The sequence below is a fragment of the Demequina sp. genome, from assembly GCF_024642165.1.
Taxonomy (GTDB): Bacteria; Actinomycetota; Actinomycetes; order Actinomycetales; family Demequinaceae; genus Demequina.
In genome coordinates this window covers 1-2,686 of record NZ_JAHEBP010000168.1, presented here as the reverse complement: position 1 = coordinate 2,686, position 2,686 = coordinate 1, and the positions used below count along the sequence as shown (strand labels likewise).

Here is a 2,686-nt window from a genome sequence, read left to right as displayed (position 1 = left end):
AGACCACGTCGTAGACCAGGGTGACGTGCCCCGTGGGGAAGGTGTCGACCTCGGTGAGAGTCAGCGAGCGTGGGTCCCGCAGCCCCGGTGCGAGGCGCAGCCCCTCCCCGATGACAACCGGGACGATGCGCAGCCGCACCTGGTCGATGAGCCTCGCCTGGAGCAGGGCGCCGGTGAGCGTGAGGCTGCCCCACAGGACGATGTCCCCCTGGTAGTCCTCCTTGAGGCGCCGCACCGTGTGGCGCGGCTCGCCGTGCTCGACCGTCGCCGAGGCGTAGTCGCCCCACGGCGCCTTCGCGAGCACGTTGCTGATCACGTGCTTGGGCAGGCGGTTGATGGGCTCCGCGATCCAGTCGTCGTCCGGGGTCTGTCCTGGCCAATAGTCGGCGAACATCTCGTAGGTGACGCGGCCCAGCAGGATCGCGTCGCAGCCCTCGAGCATGCGCGCCTGGCGGGCGTCCACGCCGCCCTCCGCGGGCGGCACCAGGTGCTCGAGGCTGCCCCCTGGACCGGCGGCGAAGCCGTCTGCGGTGACCATCTGCTCGACGATGAGGCGTCCCATACCGTCAGAGTAGATCCACGCGAGCGGCGCGGCGATACGCTCGCGTCCATGGGGACGATGCGGCGGGCGGGAGTCGCGATCGCTGCGGCGGTGGGCGTGGGCCTGGCGATCGCGCTCGCGGGATGCGGGCTTCGGTACGAGTCGGAGTCCACCGGGAGTCAGCCCATTCACGAGGTGCGCCTGACGGCTCCTAGCACCCTCGAGGTGACCTCGCCCTCCTGCAATGGCGACCCGTCCGTGGACGTCGAGGAGGCGGAGGACGCCGTGGTGCTCGACCTCCAGGCCACGGTACGGAATCCGGGCGACGCGTGCCTCGACGTGGTGGTGGTTGAGCTCGACGCACCGCTCGGTGATCGCTCCGTGATCGACCGCGCGACGGACGCGGAGTTGGACGTCCTCGACCGCTGAAACGACTCATCCCCGGGAACGTCCTGGCTGGCAGTCACGCGAGTCCCGGGCGAAGGCCGTTTGAGGGCGCATGATGGTCACGTGACCACCCTCCTGAAGGACCCCGCCCGCACGCCCGCCCCCATCAAGCGCACCACCCGCACGGAGCCCGTCGAGCGCCCCGCCTGCCCCACCTGCTGGACCTCGTTGCCCGCCACGGGCAAGTGCGACAACTGCTACTGATCTCGCTCCGCTAGCGTCGGAGCCCATGGGCTCTGCCGACGTGATCGATCGCCTCTGGGCGGACGTCACGTCGCGCATTGCTCCCGATCTGAGCGTCACGCTCATCGCGCTTGGCGCGGTGATCGTGTGCGTTGCCGTGCCCGCACTTTGGCGCATCGTCCGGCATGTGGTGACCATCGCCCACGAGGGCGGCCACGCCGTGGTCGCCCTCGCGACGGGCCGGCGTGTCTCGGCGATCACGCTGCACGCGGATACCTCGGGCGCCACCACCTCCTACGGCGAGGCGAAGCGGCTGCCCCTCGCGCTGGTGGCGTTCGCGGGGTATCCGGCGCCCGCGCTGATCGGGCTCGGCGCGGCGTGGCTGGTGGGTCGCGGCCATGCGATCGCGCTGCTGTGGATCGTGATGCTCGCGCTGATCCTGGTGCTGTTCCGCATCCGCAACGCGTTCGGGCTATTCGTCATGGTGGTGGCGATCGGCGCGGTGGGCGCGGCTGCGTGGTTCCTGGCGGATCCGTGGCGCGTGGGGCTGGCCGTGGGGATCACATGGTTGCTGCTGATGGGCGCGGTGAGGGCGGTCGTGGAGCTGAGCGCGTCGCGGCGGGGCGGGCGGGGGAGAGGCTCGGACGCCGATGCGCTCGCCCGGCTGACCCGCGTGCCCGGCGCGGTCTGGGTCGCCGTGTTCTGGCTGGTGACGGTGGCGTCCGCGGGGCTCGGCGGGTGGCTGCTGCTCGCTGACGGCGTCACGGCGTGACCGGCCACGTGACCGCAGGCCACCCTCGGGAACCAGGGAGTTACCACGCGGATGATCCGTGCTGCTTCACATGCGTCGACCCCGTACTGTCGAGGCACGCCTCTACCGCGACGACTTGGAGACATCATGGATCGCGCCCTCGCCCGACTCCGACCGTTCAACCTGGTAGCCGCAGCGCTCCACCTCGCGTCGCTGGTGGGGATCCTGCTGCTGTCGAACTCGGCGTCGCTCCCGGTGACCGCGACGTATCTGAACGGCCCGCCGGGGACCGATGCCTTCACGGATCCGATCAATCTCTTCAGCCTCAACATCAGCGCCATGGTCATCGCGTTCCTGGCGTTGTCGGCCTTCTTCCATCTGCTGGTGGCCTCACCCATGTTCTTCGGGCGCTACACCGCGGGCCTGCAGCAGCACCGCAACACTTTTCGCTGGGTGGAGTATTCGCTGTCGTCGTCGATCATGATCGTGGTGATCCTGCAGCTCAACGGCATCGCCGACTTTGGCGCACTGTTGGGGCTTTTCGCCGCAAACGTGGCCATGATTCTGTTCGGCTGGCTGCAGGAGAAGTACGTCGAGCCTGGTAGTGGGGACTTTCTGCCGTTCTTCTTCGGATGCATCGCCGGGGCGGTGCCGTGGATCGTCGTGGTCATCAACCTGTTTTCGCCGGGCGGTCCGGACACGGCCACGGTTCCGGGCTTCGTCTACGGCATCGTGATCTCGCTGTTCCTGTTCTTCAACGCCTT

5 protein-coding genes are annotated in these 2,686 nt (G+C 68.9%); 4 read left to right on the top strand and 1 reads right to left on the bottom strand.

Going from position 1 to position 2,686, the window contains the following annotated elements; genetic code table 11:
• Positions 1–562 (bottom strand): dihydrofolate reductase family protein (locus Q0L54_RS11000; protein ID WP_296668069.1); only part of this gene is annotated, 562 nt, incomplete at its 3' end.
• 48 nt (positions 563–610) lie between these two features.
• Between Q0L54_RS11000 and Q0L54_RS10995 the strand changes: the two genes are divergently transcribed.
• The 4 genes from Q0L54_RS10995 to heR form a co-directional block, all read left to right on the top strand.
• Positions 611–970 carry a hypothetical protein gene (locus Q0L54_RS10995; protein ID WP_296668067.1) on the top strand — a complete coding sequence of 120 codons (360 nt, stop codon included), beginning with the start codon at positions 611–613 and terminating at the stop codon, positions 968–970.
• Positions 971–1,051: 81 nt separating this feature from the next.
• Positions 1,052–1,192: a hypothetical protein gene (locus tag Q0L54_RS10990; protein WP_296668065.1), complete on the top strand. Its 141-nt coding sequence runs from the start codon at positions 1,052–1,054 to the stop codon at positions 1,190–1,192.
• 25 nt (positions 1,193–1,217) lie between these two features.
• On the top strand, positions 1,218–1,943 hold the full coding sequence (locus Q0L54_RS10985) for a M50 family metallopeptidase (RefSeq protein ID WP_296668063.1): 726 nt from the start codon (positions 1,218–1,220) through the stop codon (positions 1,941–1,943).
• Between the two features lie 126 nt (positions 1,944–2,069).
• Positions 2,070–2,686 (top strand): heliorhodopsin HeR (gene heR / locus Q0L54_RS10980; protein ID WP_296668061.1); only part of this gene is annotated, 617 nt, incomplete at its 3' end.

Coding starts and splice junctions, on each gene's coding strand:
- Q0L54_RS10995 (WP_296668067.1), top strand. CDS start 611: ATGGGGACGATGCGGCGGGCGGGAGTCGCGATCGCTGCGGCGGTGGGC.
- Q0L54_RS10985 (WP_296668063.1), top strand. CDS start 1,218: ATGGGCTCTGCCGACGTGATCGATCGCCTCTGGGCGGACGTCACGTCG.